The organism is Thermostichus sp. MS-CIW-15, assembly GCF_054060575.1.
Genome location: NZ_JBSSDI010000018.1, coordinates 15949 through 31292, shown reverse-complemented (window position 1 = coordinate 31292; position 15344 = coordinate 15949). Strand labels below are relative to the sequence as shown.

Sequence of the window (15344 nt, the reverse complement as noted above, 5' to 3'; positions counted from 1 at the left end):
GGGCTTGCCTCCTAGATGGCTACGCTCAGCGGTTGCCCTGGGGGATGAGGAGTTGCCGCAAGGCTTCTTTGAGGTGGGGATATTGGAAGGTGAACCCCAGCTGCAGCGCGGCTTGGGGGATCACTTTCTGCCCTGTTAGAACCACCTGAGCTGCTTCGCCCAGCAGCAGTTCTAGGGCTGGGGCTGGTACCGGCAGCCACGAGGGGCGGGCCAGAACTTGCCCCAACGTGCGGCAGAACTCTTCCATTGGCACTGGGTTAGGGGCAGTGGCGTTGAAGACGCCGGATCCCTGTTGCAGCAGGAAGCAGACTAGACTCACCCAGTCGTCGCGGTGGATCCAGGAGACCCACTGCTTGCCAGAGCCAATGGGGCCGCCGAGGAAGAACTGAAAGGGGGCAAGCATTTGGGCCAGCGCTCCCCCATCGGGCCCCAACACGATCCCGGTGCGCAGGATGGCCAGGCGGATCCCCAGCTCCTCTGCCGGGCGGGCGGCAGCTTCCCAAGCTTGACAGACTTCTGCCAAAAAGCCTTGGCCCGGGGGATCCGCCTCCGTCAGGGGATCCCCTTCGGGATGGGATCCGTAGTAGCCCACCGCCGAGCTGCTGAGGAGCACCCGGGGCTTTTGCTGCAGGGAAGCAAGAGCCTGGACAAGAGCCTGGGTAGTTTCCACGCGGCTGCGGCGGATCTCTCTTTTCTTAGCTTCTGTCCAGCGGGAAGAGGCCAGGGGCTCTCCGGCCAAGTTGACAATGGCCTCGTAGCCTTCCAGAGCTGAGGCCCAGGCTTGCGGTTGGTAGGGATCGTACTCCAGCAGCTTGAGGTTGGGGGATGCTCCCAGAACGCGGCGGGCCTGCTCAGGGCGGCGGCTCAAAACCAACACCTCATCTCCTCGCTCCAGCAGGCGGGCCACCAAGCGGCGCCCGATAAAACCACTCCCACCCGTGATGGCAATGCGCATAGGCGGATCCCGATAAGCACCCTACAAGCCCCTGGGCTCTCTGTTGCCTTCGTCCTTTGGACGGCGTAGAGCTTGCCCAAGGTAGGAACCTCTAGCCTAGCGCGTTTCCGGGTTTGGCCATAGCCGGTTTTTCTCTGGGCTGTCCGGCAGTTCCTGCTTGGCGTTGACCGAAGACCCGGAAAAAGAGCCGAAATCCGCCTCCGCCGTACCGGAGTAGAGCTGAAAAGAAAAATGTTTTGGACCACCGCCTGACACGTTCGGAAAAATCGGCTTCAATAAGCCCTAGCTGCGCTTCCCAGTAGCAGAGGTGGTCTTTCATCCCCCGATTGCTTCCCTTCACCCGTGACACCCAAGTCTACTTCGCGTACCTCGGCTCGCCCCATGTCTGTCAATGAGGGGCAGGTTCCTCGGCCTGAGCTGGGCGTCTCTATTGCTCCGCGGCTGCGTCGTTTGCAGGGGCAGGGATCCCTGGTTCGGGCCGGAGCGCCCCCTTCTCTCCCGGTTCCCGGCCCGCGGACGATCCCCGTCCGGCCTTCCTGTTCAAGAAATCTGTCTCGCCTGCGGGAACGACGAGCCCCAGAGCCGGAGCCCCAAGCTTGGGAACTGCTCTGTCGCATCGGGGTGAACCTCGTGTTTACGGCGGCTGCCCTCGGCGGCCTGTATCGCCTTTTACCGGTGCAGTTGGCCCAGCACCACCGCCTGCAGGTTTTGGAGCAGAACCTCGAAGTCCTCTCAGCCCGAGTCTCACGGTTGCGGGAGGGAGTGGATCGCGGCATGGATCCCTTGCAGCAGCAAGCCCTCATCAAGGAACGCCTCAACCGCGTGCCGCCCGATCAAATCCAGGTGCGCCTGGTGGATCCCAGCGACCTAGTAGCCGACGCAGAGAAAAAGGCACCCCCCACCTGGATTGGACAATCTCCCCAGTTGTCCAGAAGGCCCTAGCTAGGACTGTTGCAGCAGCAGGGCCGCCTCTTTGGCAAAGTAGGTGAGGATCATGTCAGCGCCGGCCCGCTTCATGGCCAAGAGGGATTCCATCATCACCTTCTTGCCGTCGATCCAGCCCTTTTGCTCAGCAGCCTTGATCATGGCGTATTCGCCGCTCACGTTGTAGGCGGCCACGGGCAGATCTGTCGCTTCCTTGACCCGATAGATAATGTCCAGGTAGGCCAAGGCCGGCTTCACCATCACAATGTCCGCCCCTTCCGCCTCGTCCAGCTCCACTTCTCTAAGAGCCTCGCGGGCGTTGGCGGGATCCATCTGATAGGTTTTTTTATCCCCCCACTTGGGCGCGGATCCCAGGGCATCGCGAAAAGGGCCATAGAAAGCGGAGGCATACTTGGCGGAGTAGGCCAGAATCGCCACGTCGGTATAGCCTTGCTCATCCAGGGCCTCGCGAATGGCGCCGACGCGACCGTCCATCATGTCGGAGGGGGCCACGATGTCGGTTCCCGCTTCCGCCTGGGAGAGGGCCTGCTTAACCAACACCTCCACTGTCTCGTCGTTGAGGATCACCCCGTCCCGCACAATGCCGTCGTGGCCGTCGCTGTTGTAAGGATCCAAGGCCACATCCGTGATCACCAGGATCTCGGGGATCTCCTGCTTGATCCGACGCACCGCCCGCTGGATGAGGCCCTCCGGGTTGAAGGATTCTCGCCCCGTGGGGTCTTTCTTTTCTTCGGGCACCACCGGGAAGAGGGCCACCGCCGGGATCCCCAAGTTGGCCGCCTCCTCCACCTCCTTGAGGAGCAGATCCAGGGTGTAGCGGTAGCAGCCGGGCATCGACTCCACCTCTTGCCGCTGGTTCTCCCCTTCCATGACAAACAGGGGGTAGATGAGATCCTGCACCCGCAGGTGGGTCTCCTGAACCAGCTGGCGAAGGGCCTCGGTGCGCCGCAGCCGGCGGGGACGGTAGATCAGGTCTTGGCTCATAGGAGCAGGAGAAAGAGGGCCTCTCTATTTTGCCATGAGGGCCCCAGGAGCTCAGTCAAAGCGGAGGGGGAAAATGCCGCTCCAACCAGCAGCCAATTGCTTGCTGAACAGCTGCAGCCTCGCAGTCGTGCAAAAGGTCGTGGCGCGACTGGGGAAAATCGTAGACTTCACCCTTGGGAAGCCGACAGGCAAACTCCACAGCGCCAGCAGGATTGACAACAATATCGGCAGAGGTGTAGAGCACCAAAACTGGCAGCTCCAGCCGGTGGGCTTGTTCAAGGCAGCGCCGGCCGCTGCGCACCAGCTCCGCCGTAAACCGGGCCCGGGTAACACCACACACGTAAGGATCTGCAGCCAAGGCTGCCTGCTGCTCCGCTAGGGAGGTCACCCGCCCGGGTTCGTAGAGGCCGGTCAGGGCCAACTGGGGCAAAACCTTGTCCAAGACCTGTAAAAGACCCCAGGTAAAGTGGTTGAAATAGTGGTCGATACGAAAGGCCGGGGAGATAAGGATCAAACCTTGCACCTGGTCGGGGTGAGCAAGCGCATATTCCGTAACCCAATTGGCCCCTGCACTGTACCCACACCAGATCTGCGGGAGCTCTCGCTGGGGCCAAACTTGCTTGACGATTGCCTCTAGATCCGCTTGGTACTGGCCGAAGCGGTCGATCCAGCAGCGAACCAAATCCCCGCATGTCGGGCGCCAAAGCTTCCCACCCCTGAGCCGCCAACTCCGCCGCCAAGGGGCCAAACCCGCCGCCGTGATCCCCTTTGCCGTGCAACAGCAACACCCGGCCCCGCGGGGATCCCTGTAGCCAGTGGCGCAGAAAAACCGCGGTGCCGTCTGAAAGCTGTAGTTCCCGGGAGCAATAGATCTCTTGAGACGACGGAGGTCTTGCCTGACTGGGCAACCGCTCCTCTGAAGCATCCCAGTGGTTTAACTGATGAACTGGATTACCGGACAAGTCAAAAGGCATAGATAGGTACCCAGCCAGCAAAGCCGCAGATCCCATCCTCCCATTCCCCAGCCTTCTCCAACACTGCTGCCGCTGAGCGAGCGCAATGTTGCTTTTCGCTTTAAAACATTTCTTAACAATTTTGCCCCTTGCCAGGGATCCCTATCTGGCCGAGCTTTGCGGCTCTTTTCCGGCAAGTGTCCGAGGCGTTTTGGGGACAAATTGGGGCCAACGGCGGGAATGAGGAGCTGTTGGGAGGTATGATCTTGTGAAGAACTTTTGCCGAGCCTCAGGTCTGACGGGATCCCGTCTCCGTGGCTCTCGGTCTTTGCTCTACCATTGCTTTGTTGCTTGTTCGCTTCATCCACTTGGAAACGGGTCGCTGAAACTATGCTGTTACTGAAAATCTCTGTTTACGCGGTGGTAATCTTTTTTGTGGGGCTGTTTGTTTTTGGTTTCTTGAGCAATGACCCTGCCCGCAACCCCAACCGTCGGGACATGGAATGAGGGATCCCGCATTTGGGCGTTCCTGGTGAGAAGGGCTTACGCCTTAAGGGGGTGCTTGACGCATCCCCTGCTTTCGCTTAGCTCTCAATCCAAAGCAACGGCTCGGCTTGCCTACTGAAAGACTGTAATCAGAAGAGTCTGGGATCCAGAGCGGTTTTGCTGGTCAAAGGCAGTGATTCGAAACTGCCAAACGCCGGCAGGATCGCCAGGAGCAACCCGGAAGTCGGTGTTGAAGCTACAGAAAGTGGCACCTGGGCTGCAGCCAACCTGCTGGGGGCTAAAGACTTCCCTTTGCACGCGCGTGCCAAGCGGGTTGAAGGTTTCCAGTTCCACAAACTGGGTTGAGCGGGCGCCGCCCGGCACACTGACCTGCACCGTGAAAGCCGGTGTGGAGGTGCCTACGCGCCCAGAGGTAGGCGGATTGATAAAGGAAACGGTTGGGCTTTGGGGTGGAATGACAATCGATCCGCCAGAGTTGCCGCTGTTGCCGCAGGCGGTCAGAGTGGTGGCTAGAAAGCCCGTTGCCAAGAGAGTTAGCGCAGCGCGTCGCATTCTTGCCTTTTCTCACGAAACTTTGCAGAAACCTGGTGAAACCTTGGAAACCCCTTGTCCCTTCTCTGGGGCAAGTTTGCCTCTAGGCTAATCTTTGCTGCTCCAGCCCAAGAGCAAATGCCCAATCGCGCAAAGATAGAAGGTCTTTTGCGCTAAAGCAGCAGCAAGCGCCGCAGGATCAGGGCTAGGAGGGCAGCGAAGCTGACCACGATGAGCTGTCCTGGCAGGGTATAGCCAGAGTAGAGCCGAAGCAACTGCAGCAACTCTCCATTCCAGGGCTGAGTAGCTAAGAGATAGGTGATCCCGGTCAGGTGAACCAGGGTCAGGGCCACCAAACCGGCGGCGGCCAAGTCTTGCAGACGCACCGGCGCAGAGAGGCTGGGCTGCACGTAGGGGTTGCGGCGAGGGGGAAAGGAGGCGCGCGGTAAATGAGGATCCGTTTGTCGAAAGGCCATTGTCCCGCAGGCCCAGGCTGCAGGCAGAAACCCGAGCAAATAGCCGAAGGCGGGCTGGTACAGGTATTGCCATCCGCCTCCTTGGGCAAACACCTGCAGCCCCGCCAACCCCAATCCCAGATAGACGATCTGAGCGCACACTGCCGCCACCGGCCCCGCCAGACAGGCCGTCAGCAGCACGCCGCCGATTTGCAGGGAAAAGCTATATCCGCCCACCCCTGGCCACTGAGGCGGCAAGCTCACCTGGGTTAGGGTGCCCAAAATGGTCAAGATCACCCCAATCGCGATCCAGAGCCATTCCAGAGGGGTTAACAGTCGGCCAGAGCGCATAGCCGAGGGGAAGTCTTTTTCTATGCTAGAAGAGCGTTCCTAACAGATAACTACCGATTGATATTCCTCCCCACTTTCGAGTCAGCCAAGATGGTTGCCAAGGCAGGGAGGAAGTTTGGTAGCAAGACAGCAAGGGCGATGCTCACCTGGGCGCACTATCGGTTCAAGCAGTTCCTGAAGTTTCAAGCCAAGAAGAAAAACGTGGTTGTCGTGGAAGTATCGGAAGCGTACACCAGCAAAACCTGTACCAAGTGCGGGCACATCCACACCAAGTTGGGTGGCGCAAAGGTGTTTAGATGCCCAAAGTGCAACCATAGGCTGCCACGAGATTGGCAAGGCGCTCTGGGTGTTATGCTCAGAGCTTTGCGGGATACCGCCATCCTGTTCAGCAGTGGGCAGGATGCTATCGCTGCACCGTTGAGCGATAATGCTCAGCAGTGTTCAGCGTAAATGTATCAGGACAAAGTACAGAGAGAGTAAGGTGGTCAAGCCAGAATGGATTGAATTGGCGCAGGCCCTGGCCGAGGCTGCCGGAGCGGTGATCCGACCTTTGTTTCGCGGGGAGCTGAAAGCCGAATACAAGGAGGCCCGCTCGCCAATTGTAACGATAGCCGACCGGGAGGCGGAACGGGCGATGCGGGCGCTGCTGGCCGCCCACGTGCCGGAGCACAACATCCTCGGCGAGGAGTTTGGCTTCCACCAGACCGGATCCCCCTACACCTGGGTTTTGGATCCCTTGGATGGCACCATCGCCTTTTCCACCGGCAAGCCCACCTTTGCCACTTTGATCGCCCTGTTGGCGGAGGATCGCCCCATCTTGGGCCTCATCGATCAGCCGGTGCTGCGCGAGCGCTGGCTGGGGGTGCAGGGACAACCAACCCGCTGGATAACCCCCTCCACCCAACAGCTCACGCGCACCAAAGCCACCACTGAACTCAGCCGCGCCTACCTAAGCTGCACCACCCCCGATTTGTTCGCCCAGCCTGACCAGCGGCAGCGCTTTCAGCAGCTCAGCCGCTCGGTTCACATCACCTCTTACGGCGGCGACGGCTACCAGTACGGCTTGTTGGCCAGCGGCTACATCGATCTGGTGATGGAGTGTGGGCTTGCCCTCTACGACTTTGCTGCTCTCGTGCCTGTTATCGAGGGATCCGGCGGCCTGATTACCGATTGGTCGGGGGATCCCTTGACCCGCACGTCTAGGGGGGAAGTGCTGGCGGCGGCCAACCCCGACTTGCATCGCCAGGCCTTGGCTGCAATAAGCTCCGAGAGGTAGTCCCTAGCCCGAAGGTAAGCGCTGGGGAGCGATTGTTAGAAATTGTTGCTGACAAGATAAGGCTCTAGCCAAGTTCTTCGTCCGGCGCCCCCGTCGACAACCGGTACCGCCACCCCCGGCAGTGCCAGTTCAGACCAAAAGCGTACCAAGCTTTCCCTTTTCTCCATAGCCGTTTCCTGACACTTTCTGACCCCAAACTCAACTGCAGTTTAAGGCTGGAAGTGCTTATCTGGAGCGGGTTTATGGCTTTGGGTGGCTGGAAGCGGGCGAACGGAATCGAACCGTCAACAGCAGTTTGGAAGACTGCGGTTTTACCATTAAACTACGCCCGCACAGGCATTTGCCTCTGCAGCTACCTATACTAGCATCTGCCGGCAGTCTCCTTCTAAGACCATCGCCGCTCAAAGCAGAGAGACGAGATGCTACTCATCGACGCTGAAGCTTCTTCTGGCGTTTCTTTTGCCACTGCTGAAACTCCTTTTCGTAGCGTTCACCCTCCGTTTGATAGGCGTTCCAGCCTTTGAGGGAAACTGTCAAGCCCCAGCCCATGAGTATAAACAGCGACCAGGATAGCCCTCCGCCGGAAAGCCAGTCCAAGCCCAGCAGAAAGCTGTTGACAATTGCATATCGCCCCAGCAACTGGTAAAACTGCCGGCGGCGGTAGCGCTGGAATTCGCGATGTTGGCTGTTCAGCTCTTGCCAGGCCTTCCATTCCTGTTCGGCCAGATCCAGCTCTTGGGAGGAGATCCCCAGTTCGGCGGCCATCTCCTGCAGTTGGGCGCGGGTAAACTCGCCCAGACGCGGCTGGCGGGCCATGGCCCACTGGAGAATTTGTTGCACGTCCTCTTGGCTGTACCGGGATCCCGACATTGGGTCTACACACAACCTTACAATTCTTAGCCCAAGTTAGCCAGATCTTGCAGCTCGTTAAGTTCGCCTTGCTGCAGAACCCAACCGCTAGACTAAACCTAGGCCAGCCCGCCAGGCGCTTTCTCCACGGCTAAGTTACTCCTTGCCAACCGAACTTGCCAATAGGGCTATGACTTCTACCCGCCCTAGATCCCGCCAGAGCCGTCAGAGTCGGACTTCCCTATTGAGCGATCTGCTGGAGGCTTTGCCCCATCTGCGCCCGCAACTTTATTTCAAGTCTTCTCTGGTTGCCCTTAGCCACGCCATCGAGGATCAGGTGTTGCAAGGTCAGGGATCCCCGTGGGTGTTCGCCAATTTTCAAAAGGAGCGCTACTACCGCCAGGAGGCGCGGCGCTACCGTCGCATCGGCGCGGTTGCCCAAGATGTGTTTGTGTTGGCTGCTCCCGATGGGGCTCAGGCCGACCTGCCCCCTGACTTTATCCCCCTGGATCCGGAGGATCCGCTGGCGCAGGAGTGGCATTTGATCGTTATCGACGCCCACTATGCCACCTGCTTGGTGTGTCGGGAGCGGCCCTGGCAGGGCAGCGACATGGATGCGGCCCGCCAATTCGATGGCATCTGGTCATTTGATCGCTCCGTCACTGCCCAGGCGGCTTTGGCTCTGTTGCCGAAGATCCTTGGCTACCGTCCGGATCTGGCCCCTCGCCTGGAGCCGGTTCGCCAGTACCTCGAAGGAGCTCCCCAGGATGCTGACAGCCAACTGAACCCCGGCCCTTTTACGGAGCGGCTGATCACCTATCTCCAGGTAGGGCAATACAAGCTGCAGCGGGCCTATCGCACCATTCAAGCTCAAGAGCGCAAAGAACACTTGATCAACCGCATCAGCAGCGCCATTCGCCAGTCTTTGCATCCCGGCGATATCCTGACCATTGCCGTTCAGGAATTGGGTCAGGCAGCGAAGGTGGGGCGCTGTTTGATCTACCGCTACGACGGTCAGGTTCCTGCTGTCCAGATCGATCACGAGTATCACACCCTGACGATGGGCAGCCTCAAGGGATCCCTCTGGCCCGTGCCAAGCAACCCTTTTTTGCAGGAGGCGATGGCCTCGGCCCAACTGGTGTGTTGCGAGGACACCCAAAAGGATCCGCGCTTGCAGCAAGTGCCGGAGCTGTGGCAGGCGGCGCAAATTCGCGCTTGGGTGGCCATGCCGATTCTCTATCAGGGGCGGTTGCTGGGCCTATTGGAGCTGCACCACCAACACCCCCGCCGCTGGCAGCTGGCCACCCTGGAGCTGGCGGAAGCCATTGCCAACCAGGTAGGAGTAGCCCTCCTGCAGGCAGAAGCCTATCAGCACCTGGAAGAGCTGAATCGCCAGTTGCAGGCTCTGGATCGGGCCAAGTCGGAGCTGATTGCCGTGATCGGGCACGAGCTGCGCACTCCTTTGTCCACCATTCAAGTGTGTCTGGAGTCTTTGGCCGGCGACCCCGACATGCCCTTGGAGAGGCGCCAGGAGATGTTGAATGCGGCCCTGCAGGATGCCGGTCGGCTGCGGGAGCTGGTGCAGGATTTTCTCACCCTCTCCAAGCTGGAAAGTGGTCGCGTTCGCTGGCATATTGAGCCGCTGTCTGCCCAAGAATGCGTGGAGCTGGCCCTGAGCAACGTGAAAGCGCGACGACGGCACGAGGAGTTACCCACCATCGAGCAGGCGCTGCCCAAACGGCTGCCGATGGTCAGGGCAGATGGCGAGTGGCTGGTGGAAGTGTTGCGCAAGCTGTTGGACAATGCCTGCAAGTTTACTCCTCCCAGCGGGCGGATCTGGATCCGGGCAGAGGTGGAGCCACCAGCCGGCGAACCTGGAGAAGCGATGGTGAGATTTACTGTGGCCGACAGCGGGCGAGGCATTGAGCCGGAGCGGTTGCAAGCCATCTTCGAGCGGTTTTACCAGGCAGAGGGATCCCTGCGCCGTTCCGTGGGCGGGACGGGTTTGGGGCTGGCCATCTGCCGGCTGATCGTTGAGGCGATGGGGGGGCGCATCTGGGCCGAATCGCCGGGGATCAACCAGGGCAGTGCCTTCCACTTCACCCTGCCGATAGCAAACCCACGAACCCAGACTCAGCCCTCGATGGCCGCCTGAAAAGTGGGGGGCTGCCAGGCTGCTGCGATGAGCTGGGATCCCAGCCGGCAAATGCAAACCGCGAATGTCCAACAAATCAGGTTGCCGCATAGCTCCCCTCTCCCAAAGGGAGAGGGGCTGGGGGTGAGGGACGTCCCTTTGGGAGAGGGGCTGGGGGTGAGGGATGGCACGCCCTATTGGGAGTATAAACTCAGGCAGCGCTCCCGAATGGCCTGGAGATTGAAGGCCAAGTCTCGGCAGATGCGCCGTTCCACCAGGCCGACCGGCATGGGGCGCGGCGGCTTCACCTGCAGGTGGTAGGTGAGCAAAGTTTGCTGGTTTAGCCACTCGGCCAGCTCCCAAAACCCCTCGAAAAGGAGAAAGTCCCCCTCTATTTCTTGGAAGCGAAGCTGGTGGGGAAAGATTTCCTCAATGGCCAGCACCACTGCCGCCGAAAAGCGGGCAAAGAGAACCTTTTGGGATCCCACCTGGCGTACCAGCTTGCGGCCGTTCTCGCTGCCGAGGAAGCGGCTTTCCACCAAGTTGGGCACAAACTCCGCCAGATGGTCGTAATCGGTTAAAACCTGCCAAACCCGCTGCCGCTCCACCGGGATCAAGACGCAACCTCGCACTTGGCGGCGGCGATCCCCCAAGTCCTCCACCTCCACTTGGATGTCTTCGGGAACTGGGATCCCGTCTTGCGGGGCAGGGTCTGGGAGGCTTTGGGGATCCTGTGCGGAGTCGGAAGGCATGGCCAGCAATCGAAGCGCGTCAGGGTTGCAGAACAAAGGGGAAGGGCCGGCAGCCCCAACCCAAGCCCAGTCCATTGTACGAGGAATTGTATAGGGGACAACGCGCTAGGGGAAAAAGGCCCGGAACCAGGCGACGATCACCTGCCACACCTGCTCCAAAAAGGCGAAGGGATCCCGCAGCTCCTGCAACACCTGCCGCGGGCCAATTCTAAAGACCACGTACAGCACGGCCAGGAGGACCACGATCCCCACCGCCGTCCAGATGGCCTCCCGAACCACCCGCACCCAGAAAACCAGCACAAAAATGGCGATGGCCACCGCGGCCACCAGCGGCAGGGTCTCCAGTACCATCGCGTCCTCCCTTTGGCTTGGGTTTTGGCCTCTGACCTTAATCTACCCAGTCGAGCCCTGTTGTAGATGCGCCGGGGATCCCATCCCGTAAAATGGGATCACCCCGATGAGCCTTCTTTGCTTGGCTAGACCTATGGACATCATCACCTTTGGCTGGGTTGCCGTTGCGGCTTTCTTCGCCCTTTCCATTGCCTTCGTGGTTTGGGGCCGTAACGGCATGTAGCCCCAAGCATCCCCCTTGTCCTTCGCTACCTCTGGCTCTATGGAAACCGACTTGCCCTGGGTGGCCCGCCTTGCGTATGGGAGCATCTTTTTGCTCTTGACGGCTGTAACGGTGGGCGTTGGCTACATCACCTTTATCGACTGGCGGGATCGGCGGCGGCGCAACGAGGCAGAACGGCAGGCTCGCCGCTCCAAGCGTCGCTAGCTCCTGGGGTTCTGGGAGAGGGGCCAAGAAGTTTCTCATCTCAATCGGGCTTACCGCCAACAACCCTCAGAGTAGGAGAGGCTACCGGGGGCAAGGGATCCTCAGGCTGGAGGCAAGAGAGCTCTTGCAGGAGGCTCTGGTTGGCTTCCCAGAGAGCTTGCAGGTTGTAGCCAGCGTAGGTGGGCAGAAAGTCGGCCAGCTTGCGGTTGGCCTCCCCCAGCAGGATCATGCAGCCGCGGCGGTTGCCGTTTTGCAGGTGGTAGTAGGCCACGGCGGTTTGCAACAGCCCCTGGTAGAAGCGCCGCTCCGGATCCACCGCTTCCATCCACAGGGCCTCCAGGGTGTCGTGGCAGGCGTAGAATTCCCCCCGGTTGAATTGCTCAACCGCCCGTTGCAGCGCTTCCAAATCGCAATCGCCCATCACGCGGTGCAAGAGGTCTGCCCAGGCAGGGATCCTTGCGGCAACACCAGGGTAAAGCACGTCTTGCCCTGGCCACTTTCTATAGAGACGCAGCCCCCCAGCCGCTGCATCCACTGCTTAACCAAAGCCAGCCCCAGGCCGGTGCCGCCCCGCTTCCAGGGATCCCCGCTGGGGATGCGGTAGAACTTCTCGAAGATGCGCTCCCACTCGCTGCGGGGAATCTCCACCCCCTCGTTGACCACCCGAATTTGCACTTGTTCAGGGCTGAGGCGGCGCGCCGTCACCGTGATGCGGTGCTGAGGCGGGGTGTACTTGCAGGCGTTGTTGACCAGCTCCTGTACCACCCGCGTCAAGGCGGCCTGATCCGTCACCACCTTGCCCACCTTCGGGTCAATCTGCCACTGCAACTGTTGCTGATTGGCCTCGGCCCGCTGCACAAAGGGCTGCAGCACAGTGGGCAGCCAGGCGGCCAGGGACACTTCTTCAAGATGAAGGGGTTTGGATCCCTGCTCCAACCGCTGCAGATCCAGCAGATCGTTGATCAATTCCGCCTCGCGCTCGCACTCCTGCTCTAGGATTTGCAGATATTGCTCCCGTTTTTGGGGGGTGCGGGCCATTTTCAGCAGTTGGATGGCCATTTTCATGTTGGTGATGGGGGTGCGCAGCTCGTGGGAGACGGTGCTTAAAAAATCATCTTTGAGGCGGTTGAGGCGCTCCAGCTCACTGATTTGTTGCACCGAGGCCTGGTAGAGGCGAGCCTGGCGGATGGCGATGGCACAGTGATCCGCTACCTGCTGTACCACCTGCATCTCCAGGGTATCAAAGCACTCGGCTGCCGCCTTGGCCAACCACAGATCGCCCAACGCCCCCTGGTCATCCCGCAGCGGGCAAACCAAAAGCGTCAGCCCTTCCCGCCGTGGGATCCAGCTTTGCCCCGGCAGATGGCACAGTTGCGCCGCCTGCCCCCTTTGCAGTTGTCGGTAGAGATCTGGGTAGTCGGCCAGGGTTAGGGTGATCCCGCCGGCGGGCGGCAGGGCGGCGGTGTATTCATAGCGCACGGTGGCCTGGCCGGCTGCTCCCTCGTAGAGGCAGAGATCGCAGCCTTGGATGGGCAGCCCCAGCGCCAACTCCTGCACCACCGCCCGCAGGATCTGGGCTTCGTCTAGGCTGCTGCGCACCTGGTCGGTAACCCGCTGCAAGAGGGCATCCATGGCCAAAGAGCGCTGCAGGGCCGCCGTCCGCTCCTCTACCTCGTGCTCCAGACGGGCGTTGAGATCTTGCAACTGCCGGTAGAGCTGGTTTTGCGCAATCGACAGGGCCAGGTGCACCGCAGCGCGGCCGACCAGCTCCAGCTCCGCGGCCGACCAGGCCTTGGGCTCGTCAACTTTCAGCTCCCGCCAAGCGGCAAAGGAGATCAACGGCAGTTCTTGACGGGGATCCTCCCCACCTTCCCCTTGGGCGGGCCAGCGGTAGCCGGCCCAGTGGGTCTCTTGGCAGAGGGCGCCGCGAAAGACGCTCAGCCAGCCCACCAGCTGCTCGTTCCAAACCAGCGGCACCGCCAGCAGCCCGCGAATGGGCGTCTGCTGCAGCTGGGCCTGCAGTTCTGGCCACTTCTCCAACTGGGAAAGCGACCACGTCTTCACCCCGTTTCCTGCTGTCTTGGGCCTTCCCACCTGCTCCTGCAGCCAGGCGTCGTAGCCTGCCGGCGGCTGGATCCCATGGTGGCAGAGGGTGTCCAGGCCCAGGAACCGGATGCGCAGCCGCGCCCCGATCCCTTGGAGGCCGGCGGTAAGCTGCTCCAGCACAGTGGTCAAGGTGGTCTCGGGGTGGAGCGGCGAGTACACCAGCGCCGCAATTTGGTTAATCAAACGTTCCTGCTGCGCCTTTTGCCGCGCCTGCTCCAGCAATTCCGCCTGGGCAATGGCAATCGACACCTGATCCGCCACCAACTGCACCACCTGCAGCTCTTCGGCAGAGTAGGAGCGGGGCTCGGCGTGGTGGGAGACCAAGAGCCCCCACAACTGCTGGTGATGCAGGAGGGGTACCACCAGGGAGGAGGCCACCCCCATGCACTTGAGGTAGTGGGCATGGCAGGGATCCACCAGCCGCTGCGGCACCTCGCCCAGGGGCAAAGGCCGGGCCTGGGCAAAGTGGCCCAGCGACTCCGGCTGGCTGAGGAAGCGGGTCTGGGCCTCCACATCCACGATCACCCGCACCTGGGCCAGGCGAAACAGCTGCCGCGCCTCTTCTGGGATATCCCCCGCCGGAAACGATAGGCCCAAGAGGGAGGGCAACCGCTCGGCTTGTCGGGCTTCCGCCACCACCGTCCCATGGCCTTCCGGGTCGAAGCGGTATACCTTGACCCGATCCGTGCCCAAAAAGGCGCGCACCTCCTCCACCGTTGCCCTCAGGATCTGATCCAGCTCCAGGGATTGCCGGATCTGGTGGGTAATGCGGTTGATGAGGACATCCCGGCTGGCGCAGGCTGCAGGGGCTAAGGTTTCCATAGCTATAGGGGAGTGCAAAAGTATTGGAAGCTACACCTCCTCTTTCACGATAGCGCCCCCTGCCGGGAAGTTAGAGAGCCCCAAGTAAAAAGCTTAAAAAATGCCAAAAGTTCTCCACCCTTCTTCACAAGGGGGGCTGAGGCAGGCGGAAGAGGCGGGCGGCATTTTGGCTGGTCTGTCGGGCCAGGTCTTGCAAGGGGATCTGCAACAGCTCCGCCAGGGTTTGGGCCACCCGCTGCACATGGGCCGGCTCGTTGCGCTTGCCGCGGAAGGGGGTGGGGGCCAGGAAAGGGCAATCGGTTTCCACCAGAAGCTGGGACAGAGGCACCTCCTGGGCCGAGCGGCGCACCGTCTCAGCGTTCTTAAAGGTGACGATGCCGCTAAAGCTGATGAAGCAGCCCAGCTCCACAAACAGTCGCGTCTCCTCCGGGGATCCGCTCCAGCAGTGCATCACCGCCCGCAGCGGCCCCCTGGCAGCCATGGCCTCCCTCAAAATCTCGTAGGTGGCTGCTGCCGCCTCGCGGCAATGGACGATCAGGGCCAAATCCTGCTCCTGGGCAAGGGCAATGTGGGCGCGGAAGGATTCTGTTTGCCGCTCCACATCGGCCGGGTCGGACTTGTAGAAATCTAGGCCTGTCTCCCCAATGGCCACCACTCGGGGGTCGCCGGCGGCCAACTGGGCGATCTTTTCGGCCAGATCCGGCTGCCACTGGCGCGCCTCCAGAGGGTGCAGCCCCACCGACAAAAACACCTCCGGATACTGGTCGGCAATGGCCTGCAATTGGGGAAACTCCGCCGGCGTTACGCAGGAGTGCACCAGTTGCTGGATCCCGGCCTGGCGCCAGCGCTCGGCCACCTGCGGCAGATCTTCGGCAAAATCGGGATAGTTCAAGTGGACGTGGGTATCCACGAGGGGGGCAGCGGGCAAGACGGCGGTGCTCAAGGC

At 60.9% G+C, this 15344-nt stretch carries 17 protein-coding genes, 1 tRNA gene and 2 pseudogenes; 7 read left to right on the top strand and 13 right to left on the bottom strand.

Translation table 11 applies throughout. The annotated features are described in order from the left end of the window. Positions 1 to 25: 25 nt before the first annotated feature. Complete coding sequence (gene thyD / locus ACVW0R_RS08305; protein WP_011431534.1) at positions 26 to 955, bottom strand: thylakoid membrane protein ThyD; 930 nt, start codon at positions 953 to 955, stop codon at positions 26 to 28. Positions 956 to 1051: 96 nt separating this feature from the next. Continuing rightward, on the bottom strand, positions 1052 to 1231 hold the full coding sequence (locus tag ACVW0R_RS08300) for a hypothetical protein (protein ID WP_143596988.1): 180 nt from the start codon (positions 1229 to 1231) through the stop codon (positions 1052 to 1054). Positions 1232 to 1336: 105 nt separating this feature from the next. On the opposite strand from ACVW0R_RS08300, the gene ACVW0R_RS08295 reads away from it, so the two are divergent. After that, positions 1337 to 1897 (top strand): slr1601 family putative cell division protein, encoded by a 561-nt coding sequence (locus ACVW0R_RS08295; protein ID WP_228375367.1) that lies wholly within the window; start codon positions 1337 to 1339, stop codon positions 1895 to 1897. On the opposite strand, the gene hemB is transcribed toward ACVW0R_RS08295, so the two are convergent. Beyond that, positions 1898 to 2884, bottom strand: coding sequence for a porphobilinogen synthase (hemB, locus tag ACVW0R_RS08290; protein WP_011431536.1), 987 nt, complete (start codon positions 2882 to 2884; stop codon positions 1898 to 1900). 55 nt (positions 2885 to 2939) lie between these two features. Next, positions 2940 to 3858: pseudogene (locus tag ACVW0R_RS08285) on the bottom strand (alpha/beta fold hydrolase). A 369-nt stretch (positions 3859 to 4227) separates the two neighbouring features. On the opposite strand from ACVW0R_RS08285, the gene ACVW0R_RS08280 reads away from it, so the two are divergent. After that, positions 4228 to 4344 (top strand): photosystem II reaction center protein I, encoded by a 117-nt coding sequence (locus ACVW0R_RS08280; RefSeq protein WP_011431538.1) that lies wholly within the window; start codon positions 4228 to 4230, stop codon positions 4342 to 4344. 111 nt (positions 4345 to 4455) lie between these two features. On the opposite strand, the gene ACVW0R_RS08275 is transcribed toward ACVW0R_RS08280, so the two are convergent. Both ACVW0R_RS08275 and ACVW0R_RS08270 read right to left on the bottom strand, forming a co-directional pair. Next, complete coding sequence (locus ACVW0R_RS08275) at positions 4456 to 4896, bottom strand: hypothetical protein (RefSeq protein WP_011431539.1); 441 nt, start codon at positions 4894 to 4896, stop codon at positions 4456 to 4458. 152 nt (positions 4897 to 5048) lie between these two features. Next, positions 5049 to 5681: a biotin transporter BioY gene (locus ACVW0R_RS08270; protein WP_011431541.1), complete on the bottom strand. Its 633-nt coding sequence runs from the start codon at positions 5679 to 5681 to the stop codon at positions 5049 to 5051. Between the two features lie 33 nt (positions 5682 to 5714). On the opposite strand from ACVW0R_RS08270, the pseudogene ACVW0R_RS08265 reads away from it, so the two are divergent. Further along, a pseudogene (locus ACVW0R_RS08265) lies at positions 5715 to 6131 on the top strand (zinc ribbon domain-containing protein); the annotation flags it as partial. 31 nt (positions 6132 to 6162) lie between these two features. Further along, complete coding sequence (gene hisN, locus ACVW0R_RS08260; RefSeq protein WP_011431542.1) at positions 6163 to 6957, top strand: histidinol-phosphatase; 795 nt, start codon at positions 6163 to 6165, stop codon at positions 6955 to 6957. Positions 6958 to 7218: 261 nt separating this feature from the next. Here the strand turns inward: hisN and ACVW0R_RS08255 are convergent. Further along, positions 7219 to 7289, bottom strand: a tRNA-Gly gene (locus ACVW0R_RS08255). Positions 7290 to 7383: 94 nt separating this feature from the next. Next, positions 7384 to 7827 (bottom strand): 2TM domain-containing protein, encoded by a 444-nt coding sequence (locus ACVW0R_RS08250; protein WP_457501913.1) that lies wholly within the window; start codon positions 7825 to 7827, stop codon positions 7384 to 7386. Positions 7828 to 7996: 169 nt separating this feature from the next. Between ACVW0R_RS08250 and ACVW0R_RS08245 the strand changes: the two genes are divergently transcribed. Then, complete coding sequence (locus tag ACVW0R_RS08245) at positions 7997 to 9961, top strand: DICT sensory domain-containing protein (RefSeq protein WP_011431544.1); 1965 nt, start codon at positions 7997 to 7999, stop codon at positions 9959 to 9961. 173 nt (positions 9962 to 10134) lie between these two features. On the opposite strand, the gene ACVW0R_RS08240 is transcribed toward ACVW0R_RS08245, so the two are convergent. Both ACVW0R_RS08240 and ACVW0R_RS08235 read right to left on the bottom strand, forming a co-directional pair. Next, positions 10135 to 10692: an SRPBCC family protein gene (locus ACVW0R_RS08240; protein ID WP_457501912.1), complete on the bottom strand. Its 558-nt coding sequence runs from the start codon at positions 10690 to 10692 to the stop codon at positions 10135 to 10137. A gap of 105 nt (positions 10693 to 10797) precedes the next feature. Continuing rightward, the gene (locus ACVW0R_RS08235; protein ID WP_011431547.1) at positions 10798 to 11043 is read right to left on the bottom strand and encodes a hypothetical protein; all 246 of its coding nucleotides are present in this window, start codon (positions 11041 to 11043) and stop codon (positions 10798 to 10800) included. A gap of 106 nt (positions 11044 to 11149) precedes the next feature. Between ACVW0R_RS08235 and ACVW0R_RS08230 the strand changes: the two genes are divergently transcribed. Continuing rightward, a complete protein-coding gene (locus ACVW0R_RS08230; RefSeq protein WP_240527309.1) occupies positions 11150 to 11266 on the top strand; it encodes a cytochrome b6-f complex subunit PetN in 117 nt (38 codons plus the stop codon). A 15-nt stretch (positions 11267 to 11281) separates the two neighbouring features. Further along, positions 11282 to 11470: a hypothetical protein gene (locus tag ACVW0R_RS08225; protein WP_011431549.1), complete on the top strand. Its 189-nt coding sequence runs from the start codon at positions 11282 to 11284 to the stop codon at positions 11468 to 11470. Positions 11471 to 11510: 40 nt separating this feature from the next. Here the strand turns inward: ACVW0R_RS08225 and ACVW0R_RS08220 are convergent, their stop codons facing one another. The 3 genes from ACVW0R_RS08220 to ACVW0R_RS08210 form a co-directional block, all read right to left on the bottom strand. Continuing rightward, entirely contained in the window at positions 11511 to 11891 is a 381-nt protein-coding gene (locus ACVW0R_RS08220) for a DUF309 domain-containing protein (protein ID WP_041438668.1), read from the bottom strand. After that, the gene (locus ACVW0R_RS08215) at positions 11891 to 14398 is read right to left on the bottom strand and encodes a sensor histidine kinase (protein WP_099887306.1); all 2508 of its coding nucleotides are present in this window, start codon (positions 14396 to 14398) and stop codon (positions 11891 to 11893) included. The genes ACVW0R_RS08220 and ACVW0R_RS08215 overlap by 1 nt, the downstream gene beginning before the upstream one ends. A gap of 124 nt (positions 14399 to 14522) precedes the next feature. Then, entirely contained in the window at positions 14523 to 15341 is an 819-nt protein-coding gene (locus tag ACVW0R_RS08210; RefSeq protein WP_228375368.1) for a TatD family hydrolase, read from the bottom strand. Positions 15342 to 15344 lie beyond the last annotated feature (3 nt).